The organism is Pseudomonas sp. S2_C03 (genome assembly GCF_054668405.1).
In genome coordinates this window covers 5750020-5776434 of record NZ_CP162766.1, presented here as the reverse complement: position 1 = coordinate 5776434, position 26415 = coordinate 5750020, and the positions used below count along the sequence as shown (strand labels likewise).

Genomic DNA, 26415 nt, shown 5'->3' with positions numbered 1-26415 from the left:
CATGAGAGCTGATCTGGAAATCATCCAGGAATGGATCCCCGCCGGCAGCCGCGTGCTCGACCTGGGCTGCGGTGACGGCGAGCTGCTGACCTGGCTGCGCGACAACAAGCAAGTCACCGGCTACGGCCTGGAAAATGATCCGGACAACATCGCCGAGTGCGTGGCCAAGGGCATCAATGTCATTGAGCAGGACCTGGACAAGGGCCTGGGCAACTTCGCCAGTAACAGCTTCGACATCGTGGTCATGACCCAGGCGCTGCAGGCCGTGCACTACCCGGACAAGATCCTCGACGAAATGCTGAGGGTCGGTCGCCAGTGCATCATCACCTTCCCCAACTTCGGTCACTGGCGCTGCCGCTGGTACCTGGCGAGCAAGGGTCGGATGCCGGTCTCTGAATTCCTGCCGTACACCTGGTACAACACGCCAAACATCCACTTCTGCACCTTCGAAGACTTTGAGGCACTTTGCCGCGAACGTGAAGCGAAGGTCATTGATCGGCTTGCCGTGGATCAACAGCATCGCCATGGGTGGGCCAGTAAGCTATGGCCTAATCTATTAGGAGAAATCGGTATCTATCGTGTCAGCAGCCCAGGGCTTGCTGACCACAAGATCGCGGTCTGAACCGCGCCATTGCAAGGAGAATGGTCATGGGTCGTCTAGCGCTGTTTTTACTCACTGCCTGCCTGAGTGTCACGGCCATGGCCGCTGATGCGATCAAAAGCGATCGCCAGGAAACGTTCGGTGATGTGACGGTGCACTACAACACCTTCAATTCAACGTACCTGACGCCTGACATTGCCAAGTCGGCGGAGCTGATCCGCAGCAAGAACCAGGGCGTCATCAACGTCTCGGTGCTCAAGGACGGCAAGCCGTTGATGGCCAACGTCACCGGTACGGTCAAGGACTTGACCAGCCAGAGCGTGCCCCTGACCTTCAAGCAGATCACAGAGCAGGGCGCGATCTACTACATCGCACAGTATCCGGTGCCGCAGCAGGAAACCCGCACCTTCGAAATCAAGGTGCAGACCGGTGACAAGATCAACACCCTCAACTTCAACCAAGAGCTCTTCCCCGGCGAATGATCAATTTCACGCAACTCGTATTGGCCAGCCATAACGCCGGCAAACTCAAGGAACTGCAGGCCATGCTCGGTCAATCGGTGCAACTGCGCTCGATCGGCGAGTTCAGCAACATCGAGCCTGAAGAAACCGGCCTTTCGTTCGTCGAGAACGCCATTCTCAAGGCCCGCAATGCTGCGCGTATTTCCGGTTTGCCGGCGCTGGCAGACGATTCGGGGCTGGCGGTGGATTTCCTCGGCGGCGCGCCGGGCATTTACTCGGCCCGCTACGCCGATGGCAAGGGCGATGCGGCGAACAACGCCAAGCTGCTCGAAGCGCTCAAGGACGTGCCCGACGCCGAGCGCGGTGCGCAGTTCGTCTGCGTACTGGCGCTGGTGCGCCACGCCGATGATCCGCTGCCGATCCTCTGCGAAGGGCTGTGGCAGGGCCGCATCCTGCACCAGGCCAGCGGCGAACACGGTTTTGGCTACGACCCGCTGTTCTGGGTGCCGGAGCGCGACTGCTCCAGTGCCGAGTTGAGCCCGGCCGACAAGAACCAGATCAGCCACCGCGCCCGTGCAATGGATCTGCTGCGCCAGCGTCTGGGCTTGAAATGACCCCTGAATCATCCGCGTTGCCGCTGATACACGGCGGCGGCGCAGCCTCTCTCCGGGCGCCCCTGCCGGTGCTGCCGCCGCTGGCGTTGTACATCCACATCCCGTGGTGCGTACGCAAATGCCCCTATTGCGACTTCAACTCCCACACCGCCAGCCCCGAGTTGCCGGAACAGGCGTATGTGGACGCATTGCTGGCCGATCTCGACCAGGACATGCATGCCGTGTACGGCCGTGAACTGAGCTCGATTTTCTTCGGTGGCGGCACGCCGAGCCTGTTCAGTGCCCAGGCGCTGGGTCGTCTGCTCAAAGGGGTCGAGCAGCGCATCCCCTTTGCCGCTGACATCGAAATCACCCTGGAAGCCAACCCAGGCACTTTTGAGCAGGACAAGTTCGTGGCTTACCGGGCACTGGGGATCAATCGCCTGTCGATCGGCATCCAGAGCTTCCAGCAGGAAAAGCTCAAGGCGCTGGGACGCATCCACAATGGCGACGAGGCCGTGCGTGCCGCCGGAATGGCCCGTCAGGCCGGGTTCGATAACTTCAACCTCGACCTGATGCACGGCCTGCCCGACCAATCCCTGGATGACGCCCTGGCCGACCTGCGCACCGCCATCGCCCTGAAGCCGACACACCTGTCCTGGTATCAGTTGACGCTGGAGCCCAACACAGTGTTCTGGAACCAGCCACCGACGCTGCCGGAAGACGACACCTTGTGGGATATTCAAGAGGCCGGGCAGGCGCTGCTGGCCGAGCATGGTTACGCGCAATACGAGGTTTCGGCCTACGCGCAGCCTGGCCGTGCGGCAAGGCATAACCTCAATTACTGGAGCTTTGGCGACTTCATCGGCATTGGCGCCGGTGCCCACGGCAAGCTCAGCCATCCGGACGGGCGCATCGTGCGCACCTGGAAAACGCGTCTGCCGAAGGATTACCTTAACCTGGCGAAAAACTTCAAGGCTGGCGAAAAGACGCTGACCGATGATGAAATGCCGTTCGAGTTCCTGATGAATGCCCTGCGGCTGACCGAGGGGGTCGAAGCGTGCCTTTACCCGGAGCGCACTGGTATGCCCCTGGACAGCCTGGCCGAAGCCCGCCGCGACGCCGAACAAAGCGGCCTGATGCAGGTCGAACCGTCACGTCTGGCGGCCACTGAACGCGGACAACTGTTTCTCAACGACTTGCTGCAGAATTTTCTGACCTAAGGAAACCGAATGGATCTGGTACTCGACCTGCTCGCCACCGTGTCTCGCTGGAGCCGCAGCAATCTCTCGGAAATCGCCTTGGCCCAGGTGGGCTGCCTGCTGGTGCTGTTCGGTGCGGATTTCAAAGGCTGGGTCGAGCAACGCCTGGGCAGCATCGCCGGCGCCTTGCGTGTCCCGCTGATGGCATTGCTGTGCATGATCGGCAGCGGCGCAGCACTGATCTACGCCACGCCATGGATCGTTCGCGGCCTGAGCCAGTTCAACAACTACAGCCTGGCGCCGGTGTTGTTGGTGGTGTTGGTGTTGATTGGCGTAGTGGCTGACCGCAAGTAATTTCTGCCCCAACCAGAAACAACTGTGGGAGCGGCGGTGCGACGATTCGACTTGCCCGCGATGAGGCCATAACATCCAACACCTTCGTTGACTGTTCGTACGCCATCGCGGGCAAGTCGAATCGTCGCACCGCCGCTCCCACAGTGTTATCGCGTGTGGCTTAAGACTGTTTTTCGAACTTCAAGTCCCAAACCCCATGCCCAAGCCGTTCACCACGGCGTTCGAACTTGGTGATCGGGCGCTCTGCCGGGCGCGGCACGCACTTGCCATCTTCGGCCAGGTTGCGATAACCCGGTGCGACGTTCATCACTTCCAGCATGTACTCGGCATACGGCTCCCAGTCGGTGGCCATGTGCAGTACACCGCCAACCTTCAATTTGCTGCGCACGAGCTCAGCGAACGACGCCTGGACGATACGGCGTTTGTGGTGACGGCTCTTGTGCCACGGGTCCGGGAAAAACAGCATCAGGCGATCGAGGCTGTTGTCGGCCACGCAACGGTTGAGCACTTCGATCGCATCGCAATCGTAGACCCGCAGGTTGGTCAGGCCCTGGGTCAGCACGCCATTGAGCAACGCACCGACACCCGGACGGTGCACTTCCACACCAATGAAATCCTGTTCAGGCGCAGCGGCTGCCATTTCGAGCAGCGAGTGGCCCATGCCGAAACCGATTTCCAGCGAGCGCGGTGCCGAGCGACCGAAGACCTGGTCGTAGTCCACCGGCGAGTCGGCCAACGGCAGCACGAACAGCGGCGCGCCTTGCTCCAGGCCGCGTTGCTGGCCTTCGGTCATGCGCCCGGCGCGCATCACGAAGCTCTTGATGCGGCGGTGCTGGCGCTCGTCGCCTTCTTCCGTCTGGATTGGCGTTTCGTTTGATTCAGTCATCAATGGCTCTTACTTGATCAGACCATCCAGCGGCGAAGAAGCGCTGGCGTAGAGTTTTTTCGGCATGCGGCCCGCGAGATAGGCCAGGCGACCGGCAACAATGGCGTGCTTCATGGCTTCGGCCATCATGATCGGCTGTTGCGCGTTGGCGATGGCCGAGTTCATCAGCACGGCTTCGCAGCCCAGTTCCATGGCGATAGTGGCGTCGGAAGCGGTACCGACACCGGCGTCTACCAGCACCGGGATCTTGGCTTCTTCGAGGATGATCTGCAGGTTGTACGGGTTGCAGATCCCAAGGCCGGTGCCGATCAGCCCAGCCAGCGGCATGACGGCAATGCAGCCGATTTCGGCCAGTTGCCGTGCGATGATCGGGTCATCGCTGGTGTAGACCATCACGTCGAAGCCTTCCTTGACCAGCACTTCGGCGGCCTTGAGGGTTTCGATCACGTTGGGAAACAGGGTTTTCTGGTCAGCCAGCACTTCCAGCTTTACCAGGTTGTGGCCATCGAGCAGCTCACGGGCCAGTCGGCAGGTGCGCACAGCCTCAATGGCATCGTAGCAACCGGCGGTGTTCGGCAGGATGGTGTAGCGATCCGGCGGCAGGATATCCAGCAGGTTCGGTTCGCCCGGGTTCTGGCCGATGTTGGTCCGGCGCACGGCCACGGTGACGATCTCGGCACCCGAGGCCTCGATGGCCAGGCGGGTTTCTTCCATGTCACGGTATTTGCCGGTGCCGACCAGCAGACGCGACTGGTAAGTACGACCGGCCAGGACGAAAGGCTTGTCGGTGCGAACGATGCTCATGGGAAATCCTCTGTTGGGGTGAGGTTCTTGCACAATAATGCTATGGCCACCTGGGCCGGGCGACTAGCCGCCGCCGATGGCGTGCACCACTTCGACTGAATCACCGTCGTTGAGCGTGGTGTCCGCATGCTGGCTGCGCGGGACGATATCCAGATTGAGCTCGACCGCCACCCGGCGTCCGGTCAGTTCCAGACGGGTCAGCAGGGCCGCAACGGTTTCACCGTCGGGCAGTTCAAGGGATTCGCCGTTCAACTGAATGCGCATGCCAAATGCCGCCATCATTTTTAGGGGCTGGCATTCTAGCCCGATCGTGACCTCAAGGTCAGCAATAAGCGTCAAGCGGTCAGCGGCAAACGCCAGGCGGCGAGGCCCAGGCACAGCCAGCCGATCAGGAAGGCCAGGCCGCCGAAAGGCGTGATGATGCCCAGCTTGCCGATGCCGATAGTGGTCAGCAGGTACAGACTGCCGGAAAACAGCAGGATGCCGACGGTGAACGAGATGCCCGCCCAGGCCACCAGCCGCCCCTGAATTTGCGTGGCTAGCAGTGCGACGCCGAACAGCGCCAGGGCATGCACCAGTTGATAGGTGACGCCGGTATGGAAGATCGCCAGATACTCGGGCGTCAGACGGCTTTTCAAGCCGTGGGCGGCGAACGCACCCAGGCCGACGCCGGTGAAACCGAAGAAAGCAGCCAGCATCAGAAAGCCACGCAGCATGAAGAACTCCAGTCAGACTCGATCAACAGGGTCTGTATAATGGCCCGCTCGACGGGTTCGGCCAAGCCATCTCTATGCTGCGGTTATTTTTACGACGATTCACGAAGGCGCTGCTCTGGTTCGCGGGTGGTAGCGTCGTGCTGGTCCTGATTTTTCGCGTGGTTCCACCACCGGGCACGGCCTTGATGGTGGAACGCAAGATCGAATCCTGGCTCGACGGCGAACCGATCGACCTGCAACGCACCTGGAAACCCTGGGACGAAATCTCCGACGACCTGAAAGTCGCAGTGATCGCTGGTGAAGATCAGAAATTCCCGGAGCACTGGGGATTCGACATCGGTGCGATCCGTGCCGCCCTGGCCCACAACGAGCTGGGCGGCTCGGTGCGCGGCGCCAGTACGCTGAGCCAGCAAGTGTCGAAGAACCTGTTCCTGTGGTCTGGCCGCAGCTGGCTGCGCAAGGGCCTGGAAGCCTGGTTCACCGGATTGATCGAATTGCTCTGGCCCAAGCAGCGGATTCTCGAGGTCTACCTCAACAGCGTGGAATGGGATGACGGCGTGTTTGGCGCCGAAGCGGCAGCCCGACATCACTTTGGCGTCAGCGCGAAGAACCTCAGTCGCCAGCAATCGAGCCTGCTGGCCGCCGTGCTGCCCAACCCACGTGTGTGGAGTGCAAGCCACCCAACCAACTACGTCGCCCGCCGTGCAGGCTGGATTCGTCAGCAGATGAGCCAGTTGGGGGGAGACAGCTATCTGGTGGGGCTCAATGATTCGCGTCGGGCACCCTGGTCCAAATAACGCCGTACACCCCCCTGTAGGAGCGAGCTCGCTCCTACAGGGGGGGAAAAATGACACCTGAAACAAAAACGCCCCGATCAATGATCGGGGCGTTTTTTATTGCCGGGGTGCAGGTTACGCAGCAATCGACAGCTTGAGCTTGTTCATCGCACTCTTCTCGAGCTGACGAATACGCTCGGCCGACACGTTGTACTTCTGCGCCAGATCGTGCAGCGTCGCTTTTTCTTCCGCCAGCCAGCGCTGGTAGAGGATGTCACGGCTACGGTCGTCCAGCACTTCCAGCGCTTCGTGCAGGTTGTGGTTGGAGTTGTCACTCCAATCAGCGTCTTCCAGTTGACGCGCCGGGTCGTACCGGTGGTCTTCCAGGTAGTTGGCCGGCGATTGGAAAGCACTGTCGTCGTCCGCCTCAGCGGCCGGGTCGAAGGCCATGTCCTGGCCGGTCAGGCGACTTTCCATCTCGCGCACTTCCCGCGGCTCTACGCCAAGGCTTTCCGCCACACGGTGGACTTCCTCGTTGTTCAGCCACGCCAGGCGTTTCTTCTGGCTGCGCAGGTTGAAGAACAGCTTGCGCTGGGCCTTGGTGGTCGCGACTTTCACGATGCGCCAGTTGCGCAGGATGAATTCGTGGATTTCCGCCTTGATCCAGTGCACGGCGAACGAAACCAGGCGCACACCCATTTCCGGGTTAAAGCGCTTCACGGCCTTCATCAGGCCGACGTTGCCTTCCTGAATCAGGTCTGCCTGAGCCAGGCCATAGCCGGAATAGCTGCGGGCGATATGTACGACAAAACGCAGGTGGGCGAGCACCATCTGCCGAGCCGCCCCCAGATCCTGCTCATAGTAGAGACTCTCGGCCAGTTCACGCTCCTGCTCTGGCGTCAGCAATGGGATGCTGTTGACAGTGTGCACATAGGCCTCCAGGTTCGCACCCGGGACCAGAGCATATGCAGGTTGCAAAGAATTGGTCATACGTCAAAACCTCCGACTTACAAACTCGTGCAGTTCAGCACTGCGAAAATTGACCGGAAACCGAAAGACAAGTTCCCAAAAACGCTGAAAGGTCAATACGAGCAAAATGATACTACTTAGGCGCAAGCTCCCTCAGGTGGCGTGCGACTGCAATCCATGCACCGATATACCCCAACAGCACCGCGCCAAGCAAGAGCGACAGACCGTCGGCAACCGGCACACCGGCCAGCGCAAAATCGCTGCCGTACAAACCCGCCAACCCGACCACCGCATCGTTCAGCCAGTCCAGGCCAAACGCCAATACGCCCCAGGAAAGTATCCCCGCACCGAAGCCATACAACGCGCCCATATAAAGAAAGGGCCTGCGCACATAACTGTCGGTGCCGCCGACGAGTTTAATCACTTCTATCTCGGTGCGGCGGTTTTCAATATGAAGACGAATGGTATTGCCTATCACCAAAAGTAATGCAGAAACCAGAAGCACGGTCAGACCGAAGACAAAACGGTCACCCAGCTTGAGGATCGCTGCCAGACGCTCGACCCAGACTAGATCAAGTTGCGCCTGTTGTACCTTGGGCAATTCGGAAAGTTGTTGTCGTAATGCTTCAAGCGCGGGCTTGTCCACCTCGTTCGGGGTCACCAGCACCACGCCGGGCAGCGGGTTTTCCGGCAGCTCCTTCAAGGCATCGCCCAACCCGGACTGCTGCTGGAATTCTTCCAGCGCCTGATCGCGGCCGACATACTCGGCATCAGCGACACCCGGCAGACGCTTGATCTGCTCGCGCAACGACTCGCCTTGCGCCGGGCTGGCATCGAGTTCCAGATACAGGGAAATCTGCGCCGCACGCTGCCAGGAGCCGCCGAGACGCTCGACATTACTTAGCAAAAGTGACAGGCCCATGGGCAAGCTCAGGGCCACCGCCATCACCATGCAGGTGAAGAAACTGCCGATCGGCTGCTTGCCCAGACGGCGCAGGCTGTCCAGCAAGCTGGCGCGATGGCTTTCAATCCAGGCGGCGAACAGCGTAGCGAAATCCGGGCCGTCGTCATCGTCGCGTTTTTTCTTTTGCGGTTGCGGATCGGCGGCTTTTGGCGCCACGCGCTCGGAAACCTTGGGGCTACGTGTCGCGCTCATACGCCGGCCTCCCCGTCACCGATCAATCGACCGCGTTGCAGCGTCAACATGCGGTGGCGCATGCGGGCGATCAAAGCCAGGTCGTGGCTGGCGATCAGCACGCTGGTGCCCAGGCGATTGATGTCTTCGAACACACCCATGATTTCCGCCGCCAGACGCGGGTCGAGGTTACCGGTCGGTTCGTCCGCCAGCAGCAACGCCGGGCGGTGAACGATAGCGCGGGCAATGCCAACGCGTTGTTGCTGGCCGGTGGACAAGTCGCCGGGGTACAGATCGGCTTTATCCGACAGCGCCACGCGTTCCAGGGCCGAATCCACGCGCTTGGCGACTTCGACCTTGGAAAGCCCGAGAATCTGCAACGGCAGCGCAACGTTGTTGAACACGGTGCGATCGAACAACAGCTGGTGATTCTGGAACACCACACCAATCTGCCGACGCAAGAACGGAATCTGCGCGTTGCTAATGGTGCCGAGGTCCTGGCCCGCCAGCAGCAGCTTGCCACTGGTTGGGCGCTCCATTGCCAGCAGCAGGCGCAACAGCGTGCTTTTACCGGCGCCGGAATGGCCGGTCACAAACAGGAACTCGCCGCGACGGACCCGAAAGCTCAGTTCATGCAAGCCGACGTGACCGTTCGGGTAGCGCTTACCGACCTGTTCGAAACGAATCATGAACGCTCCCGCTCGGCAAACAATGCCTGGACAAAGGGTTCGGCCTCAAAGGTGCGCAAGTCGTCGATGCCTTCACCGACGCCGATGTAGCGAATCGGCAAACCGAACTGCTTGGCCAGGGCGAAGATCACCCCACCCTTGGCGGTGCCGTCCAGCTTGGTCAACGCCAGGCCAGTCAGTTCGACGGTCTGGTTGAACTGTTTCGCCTGGTTGATGGCGTTTTGGCCGGTCCCGGCGTCGAGCACCAGCAGCACTTCGTGCGGTGCGTCGGCATCAAGTTTGCCAATAACCCGACGAACCTTCTTCAGTTCTTCCATCAGGTTGTCTTTGGTGTGCAGGCGACCGGCGGTATCGGCGATCAGCACATCGATGCCACGGGCCTTGGCGGCCTGGACGGCGTCAAAAATGACCGAGGCGGAGTCAGCCCCCGTGTGCTGGGCGATTACCGGAATCTTGTTGCGCTCCCCCCAGACCTGCAACTGCTCGACGGCGGCGGCACGGAAGGTATCGCCGGCGGCGAGCATGACCTTCTTGCCTTCGAGCTGCAGTTTCTTCGCCAACTTGCCGATGGTGGTGGTCTTGCCAGCGCCGTTGACGCCCACCACCAGAATGACGAAGGGCTTATTCTGCGAGGTGATCTTCAGTGGCTGCTCGACCGGCTTGAGCATGGCTGCCAATTCGGCTTGCAGGGATTTGTAGAGTGCGTCGGCATCCGCCAGCTCCTTGCGCGCAACCTTTTGCGTCAGGCGCTGAATGATCACTGACGTGGCCTCGACGCCCACGTCGGCTGTCAGCAAGCGGGTCTCGATGTCGTCGAGCAACTCGTCATCGATGATCTTCTTGCCGAGAAACAGGCTGGCCATGCCTTCGCCGATGCTGGCGCTGGTCTTGGACAGGCCCTGCTTGAGGCGGGCGAAGAAGCCGGCTTTATTTTCTTCGGTGCGCACAGGCTCGACGGCAGCCTCGACCGGCACGGCGAGCGCCGGTGTTGCAACATCAGGCGCGGGAACGGCCGCAGGGGCCTCAGGCTCCGGAACAACGGCCGCCGCCTCGACCACCACAGGTGGCACTTCAACAGGCTCGGGGGCAAACGGTCCGGGCGCCGGGATCGCAGGCGTCACGTGCGGCGCCAGGTCATCCTCGACCAGCGCGACCGGTTCTTCCGCCACGGGCAATGTCAGCCAAGGCTCATCGGCGGGCGTCAGCGGTTGTTCGGCAACGGTTTCAGGCTCGACGACCGGCTGCAGCACAGGTTCGGCATTCGCCAGCACGATCGGCGCAGGCTCTTGCGCGACCGGCTCAGGCGCTGGTTCAGGAAGTGGCTGTGACTGTTCGACGACGGTTTCCTGCGGCTTTTTGCGCAGCCATCCGAACAGGCCTTTCTTTTCACCAGCCGCGGCTGGGGCTTTCTTGTCGTCGTTGGAACCAAACATGGAGGACGGCTATCTCACGGTAGCGACGCGCCAAAGGGCGCCCCGGCAATTGAACATTCGATGCAGAACAGACTGCGATTGACCCAGCTTGTTCACGCGCAACATTTTGTCGAGGTGCAAAAAGCGCCTCAAACGTCGATTAATACGATGGACTGGAACGGCATCGTCGGCGAAAACGCAGAGTTTAGCTGACAAACTCACAGTTTCCGGCAAAAACCTAAACAACCTGCCGACCGATCAAAGGCCGGATAGGCGTGGCCGCCAGTAAAACGGATCAGTATCCTAGCACCCTCTCGCCCGCTGACGCTAAGAACAAGCGGGCAGCCCAACAGGTTTAAAAACGAATGAATGCTCTAGCCCGCCGCGCTGCAGGCCTGCTGCTCAGCACAGTTTGTCTGCCCTTTACAGCCCTTGCTGCCGACCCGCAACCGACCCATGAGTTCACCCTCGACAACGGCCTGAAAGTCGTCGTGCGCGAAGACCATCGCGCGCCGGTGGTGGTCTCGCAGGTCTGGTACAAAGTCGGTTCCAGCTACGAGACCCCGGGCCAGACCGGTTTGTCCCACGCTCTGGAACACATGATGTTCAAGGGCAGCGAGAAAGTCGGCCCGGGCGAGGCATCGCTGATCCTGCGCGATCTGGGTGCCGAAGAAAACGCCTTCACCAGCGACGACTTCACCGCCTATTACCAGGTCCTGGCCCGCGATCGCCTGGGCGTGGCCTTCGAACTGGAAGCCGACCGCATGGCGAGCCTGCGCTTGCCGGCCGACGAGTTCGCCCGCGAAATCGAAGTCATCAAGGAAGAGCGCCGTCTGCGTACCGATGACAAGCCGATGTCCAAGGCCTACGAGCGCTTCAAGGCCATGGCCTACCCGGCCAGCGGTTACCACACGCCGACCATCGGCTGGATGGCTGACCTGGACCGCATGAAAGTGGAGGAACTGCGCCATTGGTATCAATCCTGGTACGTACCGAACAACGCCACGCTGGTCGTGGTCGGCGACGTCACCCCGGATGAAGTCAAAACCCTGGCCCAGCGTTACTTTGGCCCGATCGCCAGGCGTGACGTGCCACCCGCGAAAATTCCGCTGGAACTGGCCGAACCCGGCGAACGCCAGATCACCCTGCACGTACAGACGCAGTTGCCGAGCCTGATGCTGGGTTTCAACGTGCCGAGCATTGCCACTGCCGAAGACAAACGTTCGGTCAACGCCTTGCGACTGATCTCGGCCCTGCTGGACGGCGGCTACAGCGGACGCATCCCGACCCAACTGGAGCGCGGAGAAGAACTGGTGTCCGGCGGCTCGTCGAATTACGACGCCTACACCCGAGGCGACAGCCTGTTCACCCTGTCGGCAACGCCGAACACGCAGAAAAACAAAACCATCGCCCAGACCGACGCCGGTCTGTGGAAGCTGCTCGATCAGTTGAAAACCACCGCACCGTCCGCCGAAGAGCTTGAACGCGTGCGGGCGCAGGTCATCGCCGGCCTGGTCTACGAGCGCGACTCGATCACAAGCCAGGCCACGGCCATCGGCCAATTGGAAACCGTCGGCCTGTCGTGGAAATTGATGGACACCGAACTGGCCGACCTGGAAAGCGTTACCCCACAAGACATCCAGAACGCCGCCAAGCTGTATTTCACCCGCGAACGTCTCAGCGTCGCCCATGTCCTGCCTCTGGAGACGACTCATGAGTGAGCGTAAGAAATCACCCTTGTTGCTGGTTGCCTTGGTGGCCGTCGCGGCCATCGGCTGCGCAGCGTTTTACTTCACCCAAACCCGCGAGACTGTCGCCAGCGAGGCCCTCGACAACGCCAAGTCCAGCCAAAAGCTGCAGTCGCTAGCCGAACTCGACGGCAAGGCACCAAGCCGTCGCACCCTGAACGTGCAATCGTGGAACACCGCCGAAGGCACCAAGGTGCTGTTTGTCGAAGCCCGCGAACTGCCAATGTTCGACATGCGCCTGATCTTCGCCGCCGGCAGCAGCCAGGACGGCGACGCACCCGGCCTGGCGGTGCTGACCAACGCAATGCTCAACGAAGGCGTGGCGGGCAAGGATGTGAGCGCCATTGCCCAGGGCTTCGAAGGCCTGGGGGCAGACTTCAGTAACGGCGCGTTCAAAGACATGGCATTGGCTTCCGTGCGCAGCCTCAGCGCCCCGGACAAACGCGAACCGGCGCTGAAACTGTTCTGCGAAGTGGTCGGCCAGCCGACCTTCCCTGCCGACTCGTTCGCGCGCATCAAGAACCAGATGCTCGCCGGCTTTGAATATCAAAAGCAGAACCCCGGAAAACTGGCCAGCATCGAGTTGATGAAGCGGCTGTACGGCGACCACCCTTACGCGCACAGCAGCGATGGCACGGCGCAAACCGTGCCAGCCATTACCCTGGCGCAGTTGAAAGCGTTCCACCAAAAAGCCTACGCGGCGGGCAACGTGGTGATTGCGCTGGTGGGCGACCTGTCCCGTGCCGAAGCCGAAGCCATTGCCGCCCAGGTATCCAGCTCGCTGCCAAAAGGTCCGGCGCTGGCGAAGTTGGCGGCCCCGGTCGAGCCCAAGGCCAGCAACGGCCACATCGAGTTTCCGTCCAAGCAAACCAACCTGATGCTCGCGCAGCTGGGCATCGACCGTGACGACCCGGATTACGCCGCCCTGTCCATGGGTAACCAGATCCTTGGCGGCGGTGGTTTCGGAACCCGCCTGATGAGCGAAGTGCGCGAGAAGCGCGGCCTGACGTATGGCGTGTATTCGGGCTTCACCCCGATGCAGGCTCGCGGCCCGTTCATGATCAACCTGCAGACCCGCGCCGAGATGAGCGAAGGCACATTGAAGCTGGTGCAGGAGGTGCTTGCCGACTACCTCAAGACCGGTCCGACCCAGAAGGAGCTCGACGACGCCAAGCGCGAACTGGCGGGCAGTTTCCCGCTGTCCACCGCCAGTAACGCCGATATTGTCGGCCAGCTCGGCGCCATGGGCTTTTATAATCTGCCGCTCAGCTACCTGGAAGACTTCATGCAGCAGTCTCAGAGCCTGACGGTTGAGCAAGTCAAGACCGCACTGAACAAACACCTGAGCACGGATAAGATGGTCATCGTCACCGCTGGCCCGACCGTACCGCAAAAGCCGTTGCCGGCCCCTACTGACAAACCTGCCGAGCAACCGCTCGGGGTTCCGGAGCATTGATGGCTACCCGTCCCAAGAAACCTGCACAAAACGTGCACAACGGCGTGAATCAGTTGCGCATCATCGGCGGCGAATGGCGCAGCCGGAAGCTGAGCTTCCCCGATGCGCCGGGCCTGCGTCCCACTCCGGATCGGGTGCGTGAAACCCTGTTCAACTGGCTTGCGCCTTATGTGCCAGGTGCCAAGGTCCTTGACCCGTTCGCCGGCAGCGGCGCGCTGTTTCTCGAAGCCCTGTCCCGTGGCGCCGCCAGCGGGCAAGCGCTGGATGCCAGCCATGTCGCGGTGTCCAGCCTGAAAGAACACCTGGGTACGCTGCGCTGCACCAACGGCCAGGTTCAGACCGCTGATGCCTTGCGTTACCTGGAAACGCAGCCTGCAATGGCGTACGACCTGGTGTTCCTCGACCCGCCATTCAACCAGAACCTGTTGCCGGCCGTGTGCACCCTGCTGGAAGAGCGCCAATGGCTGGCGGCCGACGCCTGGATCTACACCGAAAGCGAAAGCGCACCCTCGACGCTGGGTTTGCCGGGCAACTGGCGCCTGCACCGAGAGCAAAAATCCGGGCGCGTTTACTACTCGTTGTGGCAACGTATGGCAGAGATTGTCGGTTAATCGACCGGCCTGAAAGGTGCGCACAGGTTGCGCACCGCTGCATCGAGAACAATCGTGAACCCTGCGTCAGAACGTTTCATCCCCGCCTTCGGCCTCGGCAATCCACACTTGCAGACCTTGTGGGGGCCGCTTTGGCGCAAAACCACCCACATTGAACGTGAACGCGAGCGCTTGTGGCTGGATGATGGCGACTTTCTCGACCTGGACTGGCACGGCCCTCATAACGCCGACACGCCACTGGTGCTGCTACTGCACGGACTGACGGGCTCCTCCAACTCGCCCTACGTGGCCGGCATGCAAAAGGCACTGGGTGACCAAGGCTGGGCCAGCGTTGCGCTGAACTGGCGGGGGTGCTCGGGCGAACCGAATTTGTTGCCGCGCAGTTACCATTCCGGCGCCAGCGAAGACCTGGCCGAAGCCATCCAGCACCTGCGGGCCAAGCGCCCACTGGCGCCTTTGTATGCTGTCGGTTATTCCCTGGGTGGCAATGTCCTGCTCAAACATCTCGGCGAGACCGGCAGCGACAGTGGCGTACTCGGCGCGGTGGCGGTGTCGGTGCCGTTCAGACTGGATCAGTGTGCCGACCGGATAGGCCAGGGGTTTTCCCGGGTCTATCAAGCGCACTTCTTGCGCGAGATGGTCGCCTACGTTAAAAACAAACAGCGGCAATTCCAGCATGACGGGCGCGAGGATGGCCTGGCGAAACTGGCGGCCCTGGGCTCACTCGAAAACATGCGCACCTTTTGGGATTTCGATGGCCGCATCACCGCGCCGTTGCACGGCTACACCGATGCCCAGGATTATTACCGTCGCGCCTCCAGTCGCTACTTCCTCGGCGAGATTCGCACGCCGACCCTGATCATCCAGGCCGCCGACGATCCGTTCGTCTTCCCCCACAGCCTGCCGCAGGCTGACGAACTGTCCGCCTGCACTCAATTCGAGCTGCAAGCCAAGGGCGGGCATGTCGGCTTCGTCGATGGCTCATTCCGCCAACCGGGTTATTACCTGGAGCGGCGTATCCCGCAGTGGCTGTCCGCTGTGGGCCCTGAGTAAGGCGATGGACAGCAGCGCAGAATCGATCCGCTTCTGGCAAACCGCGCCGCTGCCCGGGGTCGAGTTGCTGTCTGCGCGCTACATCGAGCATCGTTTCGCCCCGCATGTGCATGATGGATTCGTGATCGGCATGATCATGGCCGGCGCCCAGCGGTATCGATATCGCGGCGCCGAACACCTGGCCGGCAGTGGCACACTGGTCTTGATCAACCCGGATGAAGTCCACACCGGCCACAAGGGCACGGAAGACGGCTGGCTATACCGAGCGTTTTATCCCGACACCGGAAAAATTCTCTCGCTGTTGAGCGAGCTGGAGTTGCCGACTCACGCCTTGCCCGCGTTTGGCGCCACGCTGTATCGCGATCCGGATCTGGTCACAGGATTCTGCCAACTGCATCGCCTGCTGGAGAGCCCGACGACAGCCCTGCAACAGCAAACCGCATGGCGGGAACTGATGCTCTCGCTGCTGCAACGTCACGCCGCCGTGCCGGACGCTGGTAAACCCGGCAAGGAACACCGGGCCGTGACGCGGGCCAAGGAGCTGCTGCATGAGCGGTTGGCGGCGCCTCCGTCCTTGGAGGAGCTCGCGCAAGCGGTGAACCTGTCACCCTTCCACTTCGCCCGGGTGTTCCGCCACGCCACCGGCATCCCGCCGCACACCTGGCTGATGCAGCAGCGCATCGCCCGGGCGCGGATATTGTTGCAGGGCGGGTGCCTGCCGTTGGAAGTGGCCACGCAACTGGGATTTGCCGACCAGAGCCATTTAAGCCGGCAGTTCAAGCAGGTTTATGGGGTGGGGCCTGGGGCGTACCGCAGGGCCCGGCAGTTGCCGGGATTCTGATCGCAAAGTTGACCACTGTAGGAGCGGGCTTGCCCGCGATTGCGGAGTGTCAAACAACCTATTGATTGACTGACACAACGCCATCGCGGGCAAGCCCGCTCCTACAGGGATCGGTGGCGGGCCTACTCGCCGGTCGCGATACCCCGCGCCGGATCATTGATCCACTCACTCCATGACCCGGCATACAGCGCACCCAATGGATATCCTGCCAGGCACAGGGCAAACAGGTTATGACACGCCGTCACGCCGGAGCCGCAATACGCCACCAGATCGGAAGGCGAGCGGTTGCCCAGTTTCGCCGCAAATCGCTGCTTGAGCTGATCGACCGGGAGGAAACGCCCGTCGCTGCCCAGGTTGTCGGTGAACGCCGCACATTGCGCGCCGGGAATGTGGCCGGCAATCGGGTCGATGGGTTCAACTTCACCCTTGAAGCGCGGCAAGGCGCGGGCATCGAGCAGAGTCATCTCAGGCTGCCCCAGGCGCTGCTGAAGCTGTTCAGCGTTGAGCAGCAGCGACGTGTCCGGCGTGCCGGAGAAGCTGCCGCGCTGGATATCCGGCGCGTCCAGGCTCAGAGGCAAGCCCGCCGCATGCCAGGCTTTGAGCCCGCCATCGAGAATGAACACGCCATCACGTTTGCCGAGCCAGGCCAGCAACCACCAGGCCCGCGCCGCGAAAGCCCCCGGACCGTCGTCATAAAGCACCACTTCGCTGTCGGCATTGATGCCCCAGGCCTGTAGACGAGCGATCAACGCGTCAGGGTCCGGCAAGGGGTGCCGGCCGGTCACACCCTTGGTCACAGCCCCGCTCAAGTCGCGCTCGAGGTCGGCAAAGCTCGACCCGGCAATGTGCCCTTCGGCGTAGCTGCGCTGGCCGTAGTCCGGGTCTTCGAGGGCGAAACGACAATCCAGGATCACCAGCCCCGGCTGCTCCTTCTTCAGGTCCAACGCTTGCGGGCTGATCAATTGCGCAATGGGCATAACGGGGCTCCAGTCAGGGTCGTTATCGAATCCTACCCCAGTTCCCTAACCCACTTCCTCCAGCGCCTGAGCGAGCGGTACATAAAACTCTTCGAACAGCGCATTGACCTCGGCCCGGGACTGATCCGTGACAAACCCCGCCTCCAGCACCAGCACCTGATAAACCCCGCGCTTGATGGCCTGTTCGCTCAAGTGATTGGAGTTTTCCCGCGTGGTGCACAGGAAACGTACCCAGGAAGTGAGGATGATCCAGGCGTTGATGGTCAGAGATTCGATTTGCACCCGATCCATCTTCAGGATGCCGGCCTCCACGAAGCCTTTGTAGATCGCTGAACCCTGAATCACGCAGCGCTGGGAAAAACGTCGGTAGCGCGCGGCCAGCTCCGGATCGCTGTCGAGCAGGTGCTCCAGATCGCGATGCAAAAAGCGGTAGCGCCACATGGCCGCGAGCAATTCCTTGAGATAGTAGCGCTTGTCCTCGACCGTGGCGGCGCGCCCCTGGGGCGGGCGTAGAAAGCTGTCCACCAGGCTTTCGTACTCACTGAACAACACGGCGATGATCGCCTGCTTGTTGGGGAAGTGGTAGTACAGGTTGCCCGGGGAAATTTCCATATGGGCCGCAATGTGGTTGGTGCTGATGCTGCGCTCGCCCTGCTGGTTGAACAGCTCCAGGCTGTTCTGCACGATGCGCTCGCTGGTTTTTATTCGTGGGGCCATGACTTGAGCTTTAATCCAGAGTGCGTTGACGGGCATCTTACGACCTATCCGCGAGTGGATAAAACAGAGCCGTGTCGGGATGTGATTTGACTGAATAGAGTATAGACTCTAAAAATCTCCTCACCACACTAAAACAAGAGAGAACACCATGACGGCTGACATTGCCTACCTGCAAAACCTGCAGCAGCCTCTGGAAGAACTTCAAAACCTGTTCAACGCCCAGCGCGCTGCCTATGCCGCCAACCCGATGCCGCCCGCAGCGCAGCGCCAGCAATGGCTCAAAGCGCTGCGCGAACTGCTGAGCGCCGAGCGTCAGGCCCTGATCGAGGCGATCAGCCAGGACTTCAGCCACCGCAGCGCCGATGAGACCCTGCTCGCCGAACTGATGCCCAGCCTGCACGGCATTCACTACGCCAGCCGTCACCTCAACGGCTGGATGAAACCTTCGCGGCGCAAGGTCGGCGTGGCTTTCCAGCCTGCAGCGGCCAAGGTTGTTTACCAACCACTGGGCGTGGTCGGCGTGATTGTGCCGTGGAATTACCCGCTGTACCTGGCCATCGGACCTTTGGTCGGGGCACTGGCGGCGGGCAATCGCGTCATGCTCAAGCTGAGCGAGTCCACTCCCGCCACCGGCCTGCTGCTCAAGGAATTGCTGGGGCGGATCTTTCCCGAAGACCTGGTGGGCGTGGTGCTCGGTGAAGCCGATATTGGCGTGGCGTTCTCACGCCTGCGCTTCGACCACCTGCTGTTTACCGGCGCCACCAGCATCGGCAAGCATGTGATGCGCGCCGCCGCCGAGCACCTGACACCGGTCACCCTGGAGTTGGGCGGCAAGTCCCCCGCCATCGTTTCGCGAGACGTACCACTCAAAGACGCAGCCGAACGCATCGCCTTTGGCAAGACACTCAATGCCGGACAAACCTGTGTGGCCCCGGACTATGTGCTGGTGCCGGAAGACCGCGTTGGCGCCTTCGTCGAGGCCTATCGCCACGCCGTTCGTGGGTTTTATCCGACGCTGACGGACAACCCGGACTACACCGCCATTATCAACGACCGGCAACTGGCCCGGCTCAGCGGCTACATCGACGATGCCACCAGCAAAGGTGCGTTGCTGATTCCGATGTTCGATCAAGGGCAGGGTCGCCGCATGAATCACAGCCTGTTGCTCAACGTCAGCGACGACATGGTGGTGATGCAGGACGAGATCTTCGGCCCGTTGCTACCGATCGTCCCATACACCGATCTGGACGAAGCATTTGCCTACATCAACCAGCGGCCGCGCCCGCTGGCGCTGTACTACTTCGGCTACGACAAGCGCGAACAAAACCGCGTATTGCATGAAACCCACTCCGGCGGCGTATGCCTGAACGACACGTTGCTGCACGTCGCCCAGGACGACATGCCATTCGGTGGCATCGGCGCCTCGGGCATGGGCCATTACCACGGCCACGAAGGCTTCCTGACGTTCAGCAAAGCCAAGGGCGTGCTGATCAAACAGCGCTTCAATGCGGCGAAGCTGGTTTACCCGCCGTATGGCAAATCCATTCAGAAATTGATCCAGAAGCTGTTCATTCGCTAACGATCCGCTGCTCGGGTAATAACAACAATGAACCCAGGCCTGTCCGCAAACCCCGCGCTGTCACGGCGCGGCCTGCTGCAATTGAGTCTCGGCGCGACGGCCTTCCTCGCCACAGCCGGGGTGGGCGCAAGCCTGAGTGGATGTTCGTCGGGTATCGCGGCCGACGGTTTTTCGGTGCTGCGCAGCGCCGACCTGCTGTTTTTGCGAGCGCTGGTGCCGGTGATGCTCGACGGCGCCGTGGTTGCCGAAAAAATGCCTAATGCCGTCGAAGGCACGCTCAAAACCCTGGATAACAGCCTCGATCACCTGTCGCCAGAAATGCTCAAGCTGACCCGGCAACTGTTCGATGTGCTGGCCATGGCGGTGACCCGCGGGCCATTGACCGGCATCTGGGGCAGTTGGGAAAACGCCAGCCCGGATGAGATGAGGCACTTCCTCGACCGTTGGGAACACAGCTCGCTGAGCCTGTTGCGCATGGGGCACAGCTCGTTGCAGCAGATGGTGCTGATGGCCTGGTATGGCCGGCGCGAATCCTGGGCGCATTGCGGGTATCCGGGGCCGCCGGTGGTCTGAAGGAACGAGTCGACCCCATCGCGGGCAAGCCCGCTCCTACAGGGTTAGCGCAGAACCTGTAGGAGCGGGCTTGCCCGCGATGGGGCCCTGAAGAACAACACACAAAATAAAAGAACAAGAGAGCCCCAAATGCCCGTACCCGACCCGTTCCGCGAAGGCATGGCCCGTGGCTGGAAAACCCGCAACGCCTCGCAACTCACCGAGGACCTGACGCTGGAAGCCGACGTGGCGATCATCGGCAGCGGCGCGGGCGGTGGCACCACGGCCGAGATTCTCAGCGCGGCCGGTTACAAGGTGTTGTTGATCGAAGAAGGCCCACTCAAGACCAGCAGCGACTTCAAACTGCTCGAAGATCAGGCCTACACCCAGCTCTATCAAGAAGGCATCGGCCGCATGAGCAAGGACGGCGCCATCACCATCCTGCAAGGCCGCGCCGTGGGTGGCTCCACCCTGATTAATTGGGCGTCGAGTTTCCGCACGCCGGACCCGACTCTCGAGCACTGGGCCCGCGAGCACAACGTCAAAGGCCACAGCCCGGTCGAGATGGCGCCGTGGTTCCAAGCCATGGAGCAACGCCTGGGCGTATCGCCGTGGCTGGTTCCGCCCAACGCCAACAACGACGTGATCCGCCAGGGTTGCGAGAGGCTCGGTTACGCTTGGCACGTCATCCCGCGCAACGTACGCGGCTGCTGGAACCTGGGTTATTGCGGCATGGGCTGCGCGGTCAACGCCAAGCAATCGATGCTGGTGACAACGATTCCGGCGACCCTGGAAAAAGGTGGCGAACTGCTCTATCTCGCTCGCGCCGAAAAACTGCAGATCAACGGCGAACAGGTCACGGGCCTGGAATGCGTGGCAATGGACGAGCGCTGTGTGGCCCCCACAGGCAAAATCATTACGGTCAGGGCACGGCATTACGTAATGGCGGGCGGCGGCATCAACAGCCCTGCGCTGTTGTTGCGATCGGGCGCGCCAGACCCACACAAACGCCTGGGCAAACGCACCTTTCTGCATCTGGTGAACATGTCCGCCGCGCTGTTTGATGAAGTGATCAACCCGTTTTACGGTGCCCCGCAGTCAATTTACTCCGACCATTTCCAGTGGCGGGACGGCACTGGCGGAAAAATGGGCTACAAACTCGAAGTACCGCCGCTGCACCCGGCGCTGGCAGCCACGCTGCTCGGTGGTTTTGGCCAGGACAATGCGCAACGCATGGCCCAGCTGCCCCACACGCACGCCATGCTGGCGCTGCTCAGGGACGGCTTTCATCCGGACAGCCCCGGCGGAACCGTCGAATTGCGTGGCGACAACACGCCGGTGCTCGACTACCAGGTCTCGCCCTACGCCTGGGATGGCGTGCGCCGGGCCTTTCACAGCATGGCCGAGATCCAGTTCGCCGGCGGCGCCAAGGCCGTGATGCCGATGCATGCCGACGCTCGGTATGTGAAAACCCTCGCCGAAGCCCGCCACCTGATCGACAGCTTGAGCCTTGAGTTGTACCGCACTCGCCTGGGCAGCGCTCATGTGATGGGTGGTTGTGCCATGGGTGAAGAGCCAAAAAACGCCGTCACCGACAGCCTCGGCCGGCACCATCAGTTGCGCAACCTGTCGGTCCACGATGGTTCGCTGTTCCCCACCAGTATTGGCGCAAACCCGCAATTGTCGGTCTATGGACTGACCGCGCAACTGGCGACTTCCCTCGCCGAACGTTTAAAAACACCTTGAAAAGAGCGAATATTCCCATGGTCTATAGTGCTTTCTTACCGATCATGCGGCTTGGCCGACCGGGACGGCTGCGATACCATCCGACTCCCCAACGGACTCCCGCCAGGACGACGCGATGAACCGAGTGTTGTACCCAGGTACCTTCGACCCTATTACCAAGGGCCATGGCGATCTGGTCGAACGCGCCTCGCGCCTGTTCGATCATGTGATCATCGCCGTCGCCGCCAGCCCGAAGAAAAACCCGTTGTTTCCCCTGGAACAGCGTGTGGAGCTGGCCCGCGAGGTCACTAAACATCTGCCCAACGTTGAAGTCGTCGGGTTTTCGACGCTGCTGGCGCATTTCGCCAAGGAGAAGAATGCCAATGTGTTCCTCCGAGGCCTGCGAGCGGTGTCAGACTTTGAATACGAATTCCAACTGGCCAACATGAACCGTCAGCTGGCGCCGGATGTAGAGAGCCTGTTTCTCACCCCGTCCGAGCGTTATTCGTTCATTTCCTCGACCCTGGTCCGTGAAATTGCGGCCCTGGGCGGCGATATCACCAAGTTCGTCCACCCTGCCGTGGCGGACGCCCTGACCGAACGCTTCAAGAAGTAAGCCCGCACTTGCCGGAGTCAGGCTGGCTCCGGCAGCGCCAATGCGGCACAATTACGCCCATTGGTTTATAGCGCCAGGGTTGTCCGCCCCGGCTGGAGTTAGCATGTCCCTGATCATCACCGACGATTGCATCAACTGCGACGTCTGCGAACCCGAGTGCCCGAACGCCGCCATTTCACAAGGCGAAGAGATCTACGTGATCGACCCGAACCTGTGCACCCAGTGTGTCGGCCACTACGACGAACCTCAGTGCCAACAGGTGTGCCCGGTGGATTGCATTCCGCTGGACGAAGCCCATCCGGAGACTGAAGAGCAGTTGATGGAGAAGTACCGCAAGATTACCGGGAAGGCTTGAGTACGCCATCGCCGGCAATCGAGCGTCGACCGGCTGCTCCTACAGGATCACCAATGCCCCCTGTAGGAGCAGCCGGTCGACGCTCGATTGCTCGCGATAGGGCCATCAGCCCCACCAAAGATACTTGCGACTCACTCCCGCTGCTCAAACCCCTCCCCAATGCACCCCAGGCACCGCACGAACGCCGCCTTGCCCGGGTCGACCACCAGCGCCTGTCCCGCATCGCCGACGTTGCCGCCCAACGCAGTGAATGGCAACGACACCACGAACGCCCCCGCACCGATCACGGTAGCCGCAATCAGCAACGGCCGGGCAATCAGCAGGTCGCCAAGCATGGCGTACGCAGGGGGATTCTGGATGGTATAGCGCGGGTCGCCGCTGCCGGTGCTGGACGCCAACGCCGGTATACCGACGCTCAACATCACGCCAACGGCAAGGGTTCGAAACAGGTTCATGGCACGGTCCTTCGACTTGGCAGTGAGAACACTGACTATAGACCGTAGGATTTATCAGCTCTGACAGCGCGGACAAAACACGCTGGCGCGCTGCCCGAGCTTGACGTCTCGCAGCTCTGTTCCACAGACCTTGCATGCCTCGCCACCACGGCCATATACGAACAATTCCTGTTGGAAATACCCGGGCTGGCCATCGCCGCCAATGAAGTCGCGCAAGGTGGTGCCGCCTCGTTCGATGGCCATGGCCAGGATACGTTTGATCTCGATGGCCAGCTTCAGGTAGCGCGCCCGGGAAATCCCCCCGGCCGCACGGCGCGGGTCGATGCCGGCCGCAAACAACGCCTCGGTGGCGTAGATATTGCCGACACCGACCACCACCGCGTTGTCCATGATGAACGGTTTGACTGCCATCGAGCGTCCACGGGACTGCTGGAACAGGCGCTCGCCGTCGAACAGATCGGTCAGCGGCTCCGGCCCCAGGCGAATCAGCAATTCGTGGTTGAGCGGATCGAGGCTCCAGAGCATCGCACCAAAGCGGCGCGGGTCGGTGTAGCGCAGGGCCAGGCCTGACTCCAGCTCGATATCCACATGTTCATGTTTGGCGGCCGGCATGCCTACCTCCACCAGGCGCAAGTTGCCCGACATGCCCAGGTGACTGATCAGCGTACCCACTTCGGCGTTGATCAACAGGTATTTGGCGCGCCGCTCGACCAGCACGATACGCTGGCCCGACAACCGTACATCGAGGTCTTCGGGGATGGGCCAGCGCAGGCGTCGGTCACGCACGATCACCCGGCTGACGCGTTGGCCTTCCAGGTGGGGCGCAATCCCGCGGCGAGTGGTTTCGACTTCCGGCAGTTCAGGCATGATGCTCTCGAATCAGGTGCGCTCGAATCGCAAGCTCAAAGCACTCAATGGTGAGTGCCGAGATCGCGAATCGTTTGTTTGAGGGTTTCGAAGTCATAATCCGAAAGCCCCACGTAGTCGAGCACCAACGGCGCGATGCAGTTCCATTCATGGTCTTCGGCCTGGTTACCCAGCACGCGGTAGGACGCACAGATGTGCTCGGCCATCTTCAGGATCGCCAGCAGGTTTTTCAGCTGGCTGTTGCGCGCCGACTCGTCGCGAAAGATTGCCAGCGCATTGTGATGATTGGCGATGGCGGTGCTGACGTGCTCCGGCAGGCGCCAGGATTTCGCCGTGTAATAACCGACGACCGCATGGTTGGTATTGAATACCCGGTTCTCGGTATCCACCACCCGGCAATCAGCACTCGCGCTGGCGTAGGCTTCTTCCAGGACCGTCATGTAATTGGGGAAGCGCTGCAGCATCAGCGGTATGCCGCAGTCGTGAAAAAGACCCAGCGCGTAGGCCTCATCACCCGCCTCGACGCCGATGCGCTTGGCCAGGGTCAGGCAGGTCATGGCCACGTCCTGCGCGGTGTCCCAGAAACGGTTGAGGGTGACGATGGTGTCGTCGTTCATTTCGCCCTTGATCGACTGCGCGTTGATCAGGTTGATGATCGAGCGGCTGCCCAGCAGATTCACCGCACGCTGGATCGAGGCGATCTTGTTGCTCAAGCCGTAATACGGCGAGTTGACTATTTTCAACAGGGAACCGGAGAGGCCCGGGTCCTGGGAAATCAGCTTGGCGATCACCTCGAGGTCCGGGTCGGGCATGTACTGCTCCATCTGCAGATCCACCATGATCTGCGGCTGGGCTGGCACGCTGATGCCTTGCAGGGACTGTTGGATCTGTTCGGAAGTCAGTTCTTGGGACATTAGTACACACTCTTGGAGAGACGCCGATTCTAGCTTCTAAATCCTGGATCCGACATATCAAATCTCAAGCCAACGGCTTCACCACATGTCCAGCGCCGAACCCGGCCGGGCCTCAACACGTTATACTCCCGCTCTTTTTTCCGGAGCGACGACATGTCCCTGCCTAGCCTGCGCCTCAAAGCCAATGCCGACCGTCGCCTGCGAAACGGCCACCTGTGGGTCTACAGCAACGAAATCGACGTAGCCGCCACGCCGCTGCACGGCTTCAAGGCCGGTGACCAGGCGATTCTCGAAGCCGCTGGTGGCAAGCCGCTGGGCATCGTCGCCATGAGCCCGAACAACCTGATCTGTGCCCGCGTATTGTCCCGCGACATCAAGCTGCCGCTCGATAAATCGCTGCTGGTGCATCGCCTCAACGTGGCCCTGTCCCTGCGCGATCGCCTGTTCGACAAGCCGTTCTACCGCTTGGTCTACGGGGATTCCGACCTGCTGCCGGGCCTGGTGGTCGACCGTTTTGGCGACATCCTGGTGGTGCAGATCGCTTCGGCGACCATGGAAGCGCATAAAGATGACGTGATCGCCGCGCTCACCCAAGTGCTCAAGCCTAGTGGCATTCTGTTCAAGAATGACTCGGCAGCCCGCGACGCCGAAGGTCTGGAGCGTTACGTGGATACCGTGTTCGGCGTGGTGCCGGAGTGGGTGGCGCTGGAAGAGAACGGCGTGAAATTCGAAGCGCCTGTGATCCAGGGTCAGAAAACCGGCTGGTTCTACGACCACCGCATGAACCGCGCACGCCTGGCTCCCTATGCCAAAGGCAAGCGCGTCCTGGACCTGTACAGCTACATCGGCGGCTGGGGCGTGCAAGCAGCGGCGTTCGGGGCCAGTGAAGTGTTTTGCGTCGACGCCTCCGCCTTCGCCCTCGACGGCGTCGAGCGCAACGCCGCGCTGAACGGCTTCGCTGACAAGATGACGTGCCTCGAAGGCGACGTCTTCGAAGCCCTGAAGGAACTCAAGGCCAGCGAAGAACGCTTCGACGTGATCGTCGCCGACCCACCGGCGTTCATCAAGCGCAAGAAAGACATGAAAAACGGCGAAGGCGCCTACCGTCGCCTGAACGAGCAAGCCATGCGTCTGCTGACCAAGGACGGCATCCTCGTCAGCGCCTCCTGCTCGATGCACCTGCCCGAAGACGACCTGCAAAACATCCTGCTCACCAGCGCCCGCCACCTGGACCGCAACATCCAGATGCTCGAACGCGGCGGCCAGGGCCCGGACCACCCGGTCCACCCGGCAATCGCCGAGACGCGCTACATCAAGAGCATTACTTGCCGGTTGCTGCCTAATAGCTGAC

General features: G+C 61.3%; 30 protein-coding genes. 17 read left to right on the top strand and 13 right to left on the bottom strand.

All coding sequences use genetic code 11. The features are described 5' to 3' along the window. The first annotated feature begins 1 nt into the window (after position 1). From metW to AB4N64_RS26580, 5 genes are read left to right on the top strand one after another with little or no spacing between them, the layout of a single operon-like run. Complete coding sequence (gene metW / locus AB4N64_RS26600) at positions 2-622, top strand: methionine biosynthesis protein MetW (protein WP_460120021.1); 621 nt, start codon at positions 2-4, stop codon at positions 620-622. 26 nt (positions 623-648) lie between these two features. Then, positions 649-1083 carry a DUF4426 domain-containing protein gene (locus AB4N64_RS26595; protein WP_460120019.1) on the top strand — a complete coding sequence of 145 codons (435 nt, stop codon included), beginning with the start codon at positions 649-651 and terminating at the stop codon, positions 1081-1083. Next, the gene (gene rdgB / locus AB4N64_RS26590; RefSeq protein ID WP_460120017.1) at positions 1080-1676 is read left to right on the top strand and encodes an RdgB/HAM1 family non-canonical purine NTP pyrophosphatase; all 597 of its coding nucleotides are present in this window, start codon (positions 1080-1082) and stop codon (positions 1674-1676) included. Before AB4N64_RS26595 ends, rdgB begins: the two co-directional genes overlap by 4 nt. Next, complete coding sequence (hemW, locus tag AB4N64_RS26585; protein WP_460120015.1) at positions 1673-2878, top strand: radical SAM family heme chaperone HemW; 1206 nt, start codon at positions 1673-1675, stop codon at positions 2876-2878. The genes rdgB and hemW overlap by 4 nt, the downstream gene beginning before the upstream one ends. A 9-nt stretch (positions 2879-2887) precedes the next feature. Continuing rightward, the gene (locus AB4N64_RS26580; RefSeq protein WP_460120013.1) at positions 2888-3211 is read left to right on the top strand and encodes a DUF3392 domain-containing protein; all 324 of its coding nucleotides are present in this window, start codon (positions 2888-2890) and stop codon (positions 3209-3211) included. Between the two features lie 160 nt (positions 3212-3371). Here the strand turns inward: AB4N64_RS26580 and trmB are convergent, their stop codons facing one another. The 4 genes from trmB to AB4N64_RS26560 form a co-directional block, all read right to left on the bottom strand. Continuing rightward, positions 3372-4097, bottom strand: coding sequence for a tRNA (guanosine(46)-N7)-methyltransferase TrmB (gene trmB, locus AB4N64_RS26575; protein WP_460120011.1), 726 nt, complete (start codon positions 4095-4097; stop codon positions 3372-3374). Between the two features lie 9 nt (positions 4098-4106). After that, a complete protein-coding gene (locus AB4N64_RS26570; RefSeq protein ID WP_460120009.1) occupies positions 4107-4901 on the bottom strand; it encodes a thiazole synthase in 795 nt (264 codons plus the stop codon). A 63-nt stretch (positions 4902-4964) separates the two neighbouring features. Further along, entirely contained in the window at positions 4965-5165 is a 201-nt protein-coding gene (thiS, locus tag AB4N64_RS26565; protein ID WP_008026157.1) for a sulfur carrier protein ThiS, read from the bottom strand. Between the two features lie 71 nt (positions 5166-5236). Beyond that, positions 5237-5617, bottom strand: a complete 381-nt coding sequence (locus AB4N64_RS26560) for a DUF423 domain-containing protein (protein WP_460120007.1) — start codon at positions 5615-5617, stop codon at positions 5237-5239. Between the two features lie 74 nt (positions 5618-5691). Here AB4N64_RS26560 and mtgA point away from each other — a divergent pair, with 74 nt between their 5' ends. Continuing rightward, the gene (mtgA, locus tag AB4N64_RS26555) at positions 5692-6414 is read left to right on the top strand and encodes a monofunctional biosynthetic peptidoglycan transglycosylase (protein WP_460120005.1); all 723 of its coding nucleotides are present in this window, start codon (positions 5692-5694) and stop codon (positions 6412-6414) included. Between the two features lie 114 nt (positions 6415-6528). Here the strand turns inward: mtgA and rpoH are convergent, their stop codons facing one another. From rpoH to ftsY, 4 genes are all read right to left on the bottom strand, one after another. After that, positions 6529-7383: an RNA polymerase sigma factor RpoH gene (rpoH, locus tag AB4N64_RS26550; protein WP_368555870.1), complete on the bottom strand. Its 855-nt coding sequence runs from the start codon at positions 7381-7383 to the stop codon at positions 6529-6531. 112 nt (positions 7384-7495) lie between these two features. Then, a complete protein-coding gene (gene ftsX, locus AB4N64_RS26545) occupies positions 7496-8518 on the bottom strand; it encodes a permease-like cell division protein FtsX (protein WP_460120003.1) in 1023 nt (340 codons plus the stop codon). Further along, positions 8515-9186 carry a cell division ATP-binding protein FtsE gene (ftsE, locus tag AB4N64_RS26540; RefSeq protein WP_460120001.1) on the bottom strand — a complete coding sequence of 224 codons (672 nt, stop codon included), beginning with the start codon at positions 9184-9186 and terminating at the stop codon, positions 8515-8517. The genes ftsX and ftsE overlap by 4 nt, the downstream gene beginning before the upstream one ends. Next, entirely contained in the window at positions 9183-10619 is a 1437-nt protein-coding gene (gene ftsY, locus AB4N64_RS26535) for a signal recognition particle-docking protein FtsY (protein WP_460119999.1), read from the bottom strand. The genes ftsE and ftsY overlap by 4 nt, the downstream gene beginning before the upstream one ends. 344 nt (positions 10620-10963) lie before the next feature. Here ftsY and AB4N64_RS26530 point away from each other — a divergent pair, with 344 nt between their 5' ends. From AB4N64_RS26530 to AB4N64_RS26510, 5 genes are read left to right on the top strand one after another with little or no spacing between them, the layout of a single operon-like run. Continuing rightward, positions 10964-12319: a M16 family metallopeptidase gene (locus tag AB4N64_RS26530; RefSeq protein WP_460119996.1), complete on the top strand. Its 1356-nt coding sequence runs from the start codon at positions 10964-10966 to the stop codon at positions 12317-12319. Continuing rightward, positions 12312-13802: a M16 family metallopeptidase gene (locus AB4N64_RS26525; RefSeq protein WP_460119995.1), complete on the top strand. Its 1491-nt coding sequence runs from the start codon at positions 12312-12314 to the stop codon at positions 13800-13802. Before AB4N64_RS26530 ends, AB4N64_RS26525 begins: the two co-directional genes overlap by 8 nt. After that, the gene (gene rsmD, locus AB4N64_RS26520; protein WP_460119993.1) at positions 13802-14413 is read left to right on the top strand and encodes a 16S rRNA (guanine(966)-N(2))-methyltransferase RsmD; all 612 of its coding nucleotides are present in this window, start codon (positions 13802-13804) and stop codon (positions 14411-14413) included. The genes AB4N64_RS26525 and rsmD overlap by 1 nt, the downstream gene beginning before the upstream one ends. Positions 14414-14467: 54 nt before the next feature. Then, entirely contained in the window at positions 14468-15466 is a 999-nt protein-coding gene (locus AB4N64_RS26515) for a hydrolase (protein ID WP_460119991.1), read from the top strand. A 4-nt stretch (positions 15467-15470) separates the two neighbouring features. Then, the gene (locus tag AB4N64_RS26510; RefSeq protein ID WP_460119989.1) at positions 15471-16307 is read left to right on the top strand and encodes an AraC family transcriptional regulator; all 837 of its coding nucleotides are present in this window, start codon (positions 15471-15473) and stop codon (positions 16305-16307) included. Between the two features lie 122 nt (positions 16308-16429). Here AB4N64_RS26510 and AB4N64_RS26505 read toward each other — a convergent pair whose 3' ends face one another. Next, positions 16430-17284 (bottom strand): sulfurtransferase, encoded by an 855-nt coding sequence (locus tag AB4N64_RS26505; protein WP_460119988.1) that lies wholly within the window; start codon positions 17282-17284, stop codon positions 16430-16432. Between the two features lie 45 nt (positions 17285-17329). Beyond that, positions 17330-18001 (bottom strand): TetR/AcrR family transcriptional regulator, encoded by a 672-nt coding sequence (locus tag AB4N64_RS26500; protein ID WP_460119986.1) that lies wholly within the window; start codon positions 17999-18001, stop codon positions 17330-17332. Positions 18002-18149: 148 nt separating this feature from the next. Here AB4N64_RS26500 and AB4N64_RS26495 point away from each other — a divergent pair, with 148 nt between their 5' ends. The 5 genes from AB4N64_RS26495 (at position 18150) to AB4N64_RS26475 (ending at position 22828) form a co-directional block, all read left to right on the top strand. Further along, positions 18150-19580 carry a coniferyl aldehyde dehydrogenase gene (locus AB4N64_RS26495; protein WP_460119984.1) on the top strand — a complete coding sequence of 477 codons (1431 nt, stop codon included), beginning with the start codon at positions 18150-18152 and terminating at the stop codon, positions 19578-19580. A 27-nt stretch (positions 19581-19607) separates the two neighbouring features. After that, the gene (locus AB4N64_RS26490) at positions 19608-20153 is read left to right on the top strand and encodes a twin-arginine translocation pathway signal protein (protein WP_460119982.1); all 546 of its coding nucleotides are present in this window, start codon (positions 19608-19610) and stop codon (positions 20151-20153) included. 129 nt (positions 20154-20282) lie between these two features. Beyond that, positions 20283-21878: a GMC family oxidoreductase gene (locus AB4N64_RS26485; RefSeq protein ID WP_460119979.1), complete on the top strand. Its 1596-nt coding sequence runs from the start codon at positions 20283-20285 to the stop codon at positions 21876-21878. Between the two features lie 115 nt (positions 21879-21993). Beyond that, positions 21994-22473, top strand: a complete 480-nt coding sequence (gene coaD, locus AB4N64_RS26480) for a pantetheine-phosphate adenylyltransferase (protein ID WP_045059801.1) — start codon at positions 21994-21996, stop codon at positions 22471-22473. 103 nt (positions 22474-22576) lie between these two features. Next, a complete protein-coding gene (locus AB4N64_RS26475) occupies positions 22577-22828 on the top strand; it encodes a YfhL family 4Fe-4S dicluster ferredoxin (protein WP_003195146.1) in 252 nt (83 codons plus the stop codon). 131 nt (positions 22829-22959) lie between these two features. On the opposite strand, the gene AB4N64_RS26470 is transcribed toward AB4N64_RS26475, so the two are convergent. From AB4N64_RS26470 to AB4N64_RS26460, 3 genes are read right to left on the bottom strand one after another with little or no spacing between them, the layout of a single operon-like run. After that, positions 22960-23283 carry a multidrug transporter gene (locus AB4N64_RS26470; protein ID WP_460119977.1) on the bottom strand — a complete coding sequence of 108 codons (324 nt, stop codon included), beginning with the start codon at positions 23281-23283 and terminating at the stop codon, positions 22960-22962. Between the two features lie 54 nt (positions 23284-23337). Continuing rightward, complete coding sequence (gene mutM / locus AB4N64_RS26465) at positions 23338-24150, bottom strand: bifunctional DNA-formamidopyrimidine glycosylase/DNA-(apurinic or apyrimidinic site) lyase (protein WP_460119975.1); 813 nt, start codon at positions 24148-24150, stop codon at positions 23338-23340. 44 nt (positions 24151-24194) lie between these two features. Continuing rightward, on the bottom strand, positions 24195-25010 hold the full coding sequence (locus AB4N64_RS26460; RefSeq protein ID WP_460126872.1) for an HDOD domain-containing protein: 816 nt from the start codon (positions 25008-25010) through the stop codon (positions 24195-24197). Between the two features lie 207 nt (positions 25011-25217). Between AB4N64_RS26460 and AB4N64_RS26455 the strand changes: the two genes are divergently transcribed. After that, the gene (locus tag AB4N64_RS26455) at positions 25218-26414 is read left to right on the top strand and encodes a class I SAM-dependent rRNA methyltransferase (protein ID WP_460119974.1); all 1197 of its coding nucleotides are present in this window, start codon (positions 25218-25220) and stop codon (positions 26412-26414) included. Position 26415 lies beyond the last annotated feature (1 nt).

What these genes read in the sequence shown, in the direction of transcription:
- AB4N64_RS26455 (WP_460119974.1), top strand. Translation starts at nt 25,218, where the DNA reads ATGTCCCTGCCTAGCCTGCGCCTCAAAGCCAATGCCGACCGTCGCCTG.
- AB4N64_RS26530 (WP_460119996.1), top strand. Translation starts at nt 10,964, where the DNA reads ATGAATGCTCTAGCCCGCCGCGCTGCAGGCCTGCTGCTCAGCACAGTT.
- rpoH (WP_368555870.1), bottom strand. Translation starts at nt 7,383, where the DNA reads ATGACCAATTCTTTGCAACCTGCATATGCTCTGGTCCCGGGTGCGAAC.
- ftsX (WP_460120003.1), bottom strand. Translation starts at nt 8,518, where the DNA reads ATGAGCGCGACACGTAGCCCCAAGGTTTCCGAGCGCGTGGCGCCAAAA.
- trmB (WP_460120011.1), bottom strand. Translation starts at nt 4,097, where the DNA reads ATGACTGAATCAAACGAAACGCCAATCCAGACGGAAGAAGGCGACGAG.
- AB4N64_RS26475 (WP_003195146.1), top strand. Translation starts at nt 22,577, where the DNA reads ATGTCCCTGATCATCACCGACGATTGCATCAACTGCGACGTCTGCGAA.
- AB4N64_RS26495 (WP_460119984.1), top strand. Translation starts at nt 18,150, where the DNA reads ATGACGGCTGACATTGCCTACCTGCAAAACCTGCAGCAGCCTCTGGAA.
- AB4N64_RS26525 (WP_460119995.1), top strand. Translation starts at nt 12,312, where the DNA reads ATGAGTGAGCGTAAGAAATCACCCTTGTTGCTGGTTGCCTTGGTGGCC.
- AB4N64_RS26560 (WP_460120007.1), bottom strand. Translation starts at nt 5,617, where the DNA reads ATGCTGCGTGGCTTTCTGATGCTGGCTGCTTTCTTCGGTTTCACCGGC.
- AB4N64_RS26470 (WP_460119977.1), bottom strand. Translation starts at nt 23,283, where the DNA reads ATGAACCTGTTTCGAACCCTTGCCGTTGGCGTGATGTTGAGCGTCGGT.
- AB4N64_RS26490 (WP_460119982.1), top strand. Translation starts at nt 19,608, where the DNA reads ATGAACCCAGGCCTGTCCGCAAACCCCGCGCTGTCACGGCGCGGCCTG.
- rdgB (WP_460120017.1), top strand. Translation starts at nt 1,080, where the DNA reads ATGATCAATTTCACGCAACTCGTATTGGCCAGCCATAACGCCGGCAAA.
- mtgA (WP_460120005.1), top strand. Translation starts at nt 5,692, where the DNA reads ATGCTGCGGTTATTTTTACGACGATTCACGAAGGCGCTGCTCTGGTTC.
- AB4N64_RS26500 (WP_460119986.1), bottom strand. Translation starts at nt 18,001, where the DNA reads ATGGCCCCACGAATAAAAACCAGCGAGCGCATCGTGCAGAACAGCCTG.
- AB4N64_RS26595 (WP_460120019.1), top strand. Translation starts at nt 649, where the DNA reads ATGGGTCGTCTAGCGCTGTTTTTACTCACTGCCTGCCTGAGTGTCACG.
- mutM (WP_460119975.1), bottom strand. Translation starts at nt 24,150, where the DNA reads ATGCCTGAACTGCCGGAAGTCGAAACCACTCGCCGCGGGATTGCGCCC.
- AB4N64_RS26485 (WP_460119979.1), top strand. Translation starts at nt 20,283, where the DNA reads ATGCCCGTACCCGACCCGTTCCGCGAAGGCATGGCCCGTGGCTGGAAA.
- AB4N64_RS26510 (WP_460119989.1), top strand. Translation starts at nt 15,471, where the DNA reads ATGGACAGCAGCGCAGAATCGATCCGCTTCTGGCAAACCGCGCCGCTG.
- AB4N64_RS26570 (WP_460120009.1), bottom strand. Translation starts at nt 4,901, where the DNA reads ATGAGCATCGTTCGCACCGACAAGCCTTTCGTCCTGGCCGGTCGTACT.
- coaD (WP_045059801.1), top strand. Translation starts at nt 21,994, where the DNA reads ATGAACCGAGTGTTGTACCCAGGTACCTTCGACCCTATTACCAAGGGC.
- rsmD (WP_460119993.1), top strand. Translation starts at nt 13,802, where the DNA reads ATGGCTACCCGTCCCAAGAAACCTGCACAAAACGTGCACAACGGCGTG.
- metW (WP_460120021.1), top strand. Translation starts at nt 2, where the DNA reads ATGAGAGCTGATCTGGAAATCATCCAGGAATGGATCCCCGCCGGCAGC.
- hemW (WP_460120015.1), top strand. Translation starts at nt 1,673, where the DNA reads ATGACCCCTGAATCATCCGCGTTGCCGCTGATACACGGCGGCGGCGCA.
- AB4N64_RS26505 (WP_460119988.1), bottom strand. Translation starts at nt 17,284, where the DNA reads ATGCCCATTGCGCAATTGATCAGCCCGCAAGCGTTGGACCTGAAGAAG.
- AB4N64_RS26580 (WP_460120013.1), top strand. Translation starts at nt 2,888, where the DNA reads ATGGATCTGGTACTCGACCTGCTCGCCACCGTGTCTCGCTGGAGCCGC.
- ftsY (WP_460119999.1), bottom strand. Translation starts at nt 10,619, where the DNA reads ATGTTTGGTTCCAACGACGACAAGAAAGCCCCAGCCGCGGCTGGTGAA.
- ftsE (WP_460120001.1), bottom strand. Translation starts at nt 9,186, where the DNA reads ATGATTCGTTTCGAACAGGTCGGTAAGCGCTACCCGAACGGTCACGTC.
- thiS (WP_008026157.1), bottom strand. Translation starts at nt 5,165, where the DNA reads ATGCGCATTCAGTTGAACGGCGAATCCCTTGAACTGCCCGACGGTGAA.